This is a genomic window from Thiocystis minor, from assembly GCF_016653465.1.
GTDB classification, from domain to species: Bacteria; Pseudomonadota; Gammaproteobacteria; order Chromatiales; family Chromatiaceae; genus Chromatium; species Chromatium minus.
The window spans coordinates 1-3,251 of sequence record NZ_NHSQ01000160.1 but is presented as its reverse complement, the minus strand read 5'-3'; the positions used below and the strand labels follow the sequence as shown (position 1 = coordinate 3,251).

Below are 3,251 nucleotides of genomic sequence, written 5' to 3'. Positions count from 1 at the left end.
AACTCTGCTGGCCGGGCCGGAATCACCAGCGTCAACGCCTGGGCGGTGTCCTCCACCACCCGCAGCGTCACCCCCTCGGGCACCGCCATCCCCTCCGACGCCAGCGTCCCGGCCGGATCGGCCAGCAGCCGCTGCTTGAAGGCGTCATCCGCCCAGCACTTGGCGATGAGTTGCTGATACTGTTTCGCTTGGTCGTTCATGGCTTGATCCTGTGGTTGGAGGCGCCTCGTGAGGTCACGCGACGGCGGGTGAGGAGCCGAACCCGCGCCGGGAGTTTATCGCGAATGCCGACGACGGGTGGCCTGTCTCGCGCGCAGTCAACGTAAGGCCAAAGCCCGCTCGGCCTCGTCTCCGCCAACCCCGCTAACACAGAAAAACATGCCATCCGTTTCGATCACCGAACCGTCGGGGCGCGGCATTCACCATTTGATCCGAGAAGGGAATCTCTCGCCATCGAGAGACCGCTGGCTAATTTGATGTCCTCCAGATGCACCTCACGGTGACTCGCCGCGAGATAGACTTTGACTTGAGCGATCTTGGCCTTTGAGAGGCGGCACTTAACATGATTGATGCAACGGATCGGATTCAACTCCAGGCGATCGCCATGCAGTCGCTGCTGTAGTGGGATGGCGAGGGTGCCAACGTAATCGTCCACGGCCTGCCAGTGCTCCAAAACCGGGATGCCTGCATCCTCTAAGGTCCTGAGAAGGGTCATCCACTCGGCAGACTCATCAAAAACTTTTCGTATGTAGCATTCCACACCGAGGTCTGGGGCGACGCCCCGCGCAGTGAGGTTGAAATCAAACACAAGGCCGCGACAGAGCGGAGTGAGCAGATCGATCAATGGCATCAGTTCGTCAACATGCCGTGGCAGGATGGCGCTCAACCATGGCCGCAATGCCGCAGGGTCAACCCCGGAGATGCAGAGCCGCAAGCCACAAGCCGGATCGCGCGTCATCATCCATCCAATCTGAAAGAGTCTGGCTCCAGGCGGTAAGGCATCCATGAACCAGCGTAAATCCGGGAGGCTACCCCGCGCAGACTCGAAGAACCGGCTCAAGATCCCGGTCAGGCGGATAATCTCATCGGCTGTTGCCTGTGAAGACGGTGCGACGAAGACATTGGGCTGCCGGATACTGCGCAAGAGGTCTGCATCGCAACGGACTGCCGCGGTATCGTGTTCCAGCCAGAGTCCAGTGATCCGGAGCCGCTCCGGGTGGTCTGGCCTCTGCCAGTGACGCGCCAATGTCCGCAACGCGCGCCAGACAGGCGAAGCCTCACAGAGATCATCCAAACAAGACGGTTGAGCGCCGGCCAAGAGGGATGCCCCCGCTGTGCGCGGATAAACAGAAAAAAGGATGTCCGCCTCCTGGATCGTCTGGTCGAGACGACATTCTATGCCCCAGAACTCCGAGAATTCGCGGGGCAGCAGATTCGCCACGCGGAGCATTTTGTCGAAGCTGGACGCTGGAACCAGGGTGTCTTGCAGAGCGGGTTTGATCCGCTCGAGCATTGAAGCGAACCGCTTATCACGTGGGCCATCGACGTGTGATGGCGGGGTGCGGGGAGGATCGCCGCCGGGGTTCGCTGTCGCAAGACCCTCATCGGTCGAGACTGCCCCTGTCGCCTCTGGAGTGAAGGAGTCAGCGGCGCGCGTCTCGTCTGGTTCCTGAGTCGGGCGCGGGCCGGATGTCACCAGCCGCGCTCCTGACTCGGTCCAGACGATTAGGCTCGGCGGGGTCTCCGGTGGTCCGTCTGTCAAATAGCCGGCGTTCTCCATCTGCATCAGACAGAAGCACAAGCTGGCGATGTCGTGACGGTCACATAGCGCCGCGATCACGTCATCGACGCAGGTCATGCCATCAAGCAACAAGGTAAGATCGGCGAAGGGGCACCCTCTCAAGATGCGTCGCTCTTCGGACGATAGCAGCACAATTCCGGTTTGGGGGATGACGAACGGGGTCCAATGCGGTTTGAAAGTAGGGTGACGGATCATGGCCTCGAACTCTAAAGCTGGAGTATGGACTCTCGCCGCATGCGCGACGGTCTTGCTTGGCAAGATCCGCATCCATCTATCGCCGGCAGTCCGTGTGGCGTTGGTCTCGATGGCGGCACGGCGGGCTGCGCGGCCGGGTCAGTACCCAAACAGAGAGCAAGGGGGGCGATTCACCCGCATCTGGATCACCGTCCTCAAGCGACTTCACCTCACCGGCCCTTCGCTTCGCCCCGACGAAACGGCCTCCGGCCACTTGGGTGCGACCGCGGTGGCGACTTGACGCGAGCCCAACGGGCTCGCGTGTCCTCTATTGCCACAATAGCAACTACATTCCACCAATCGCGTCATACATATTATCTCTACTGCGAAACGCGCCGCCTGCCATGCCGCCCGGTAGATCATCGTCGGACAACTCTGACGGTCGGGCGGGGATGACCAGATGAAACACCTGCTCGGTGTTTTCCGCAACCTTGACGCTGACGCCAGCGGGAACGTCAATCCCCTCCGCCGCCAGCGTCCCGGCCGGATCGGCCAGCAGCCGCTGCTTGAAGGCGTCATCCGCCCAGCACTTGGCGATGAGTTGTTGATACTGTTTCGCTTGGTCGTTCATGGCGTGCTCCTGTGGTTAAAAGCGCCTCGTGAGGTCACGCGGCGGCGGGTGAGGAACCGAACCCGCGCGGCGGTTCGCCCCGGGATCATACGCCCATGGGATGAGCAATTGATCTATCGCCATCCAACGGAAAATCCATACATGCCCTTTTGATTACTCTGCGGAAATACAATAGCTGAATCAAATTGTTAGCACAGCTATCAGATCAGACGGCTATCTCTCCTCGCAGATCGTGTGGACTGCGCCCGCGCAACCCGCAGCGAAACCCGGTCGAGCGCCCCGACACCCAGGAACTCCTTGACGATGTCGCGCATCTTTTTTTGCTCCTGAAAGCCCACGTTCAGGGCAAGGGCGGTGAATGGGCCGACAGAAATGCCAGGTAAAGATCCGCCGTCAACTCGGGCTGTTCCAGATGCGGCAGATGTCCGACCTTGGTCGGGGTGTGCAACTCGGCGTGGGGATAAAACTGGCGCAGCCGCCGGACGCCGTTTTCGGCCGGGAAGATCCGGTCCGACTGACCCCAGAAGATCCAGGTCGGCCAGCGACCGCCCAGATTCCGGGCCAAGATTCGGTCATCCAGATTGACGATATTCCACACCTGCTGATAGTGCCTGTTGTTGGCGACATACTCGGCCACCTGCGCCC

At 60.7% G+C, this 3,251-nt stretch carries 4 protein-coding genes; all 4 read right to left on the bottom strand.

The window, feature by feature from the left end; all coding sequences use genetic code 11:
* The coding region (locus CCR95_RS21995; RefSeq protein ID WP_201098502.1) for an NHLP leader peptide family RiPP precursor at positions 1 to 200 on the bottom strand (200 nt) is incomplete at its 3' end.
* Positions 201 to 394: 194 nt separating this feature from the next.
* Positions 395 to 2,068, bottom strand: coding sequence for a hypothetical protein (locus tag CCR95_RS21990; protein WP_201098500.1), 1,674 nt, complete (start codon positions 2,066 to 2,068; stop codon positions 395 to 397).
* Between the two features lie 253 nt (positions 2,069 to 2,321).
* On the bottom strand, positions 2,322 to 2,606 hold the full coding sequence (locus CCR95_RS21985) for an NHLP leader peptide family RiPP precursor (RefSeq protein ID WP_201098498.1): 285 nt from the start codon (positions 2,604 to 2,606) through the stop codon (positions 2,322 to 2,324).
* Positions 2,607 to 2,946: 340 nt separating this feature from the next.
* A partial coding sequence (locus tag CCR95_RS21980) for an alpha/beta fold hydrolase (RefSeq protein ID WP_201098496.1) occupies positions 2,947 to 3,251 on the bottom strand: 305 nt, incomplete at its 5' end.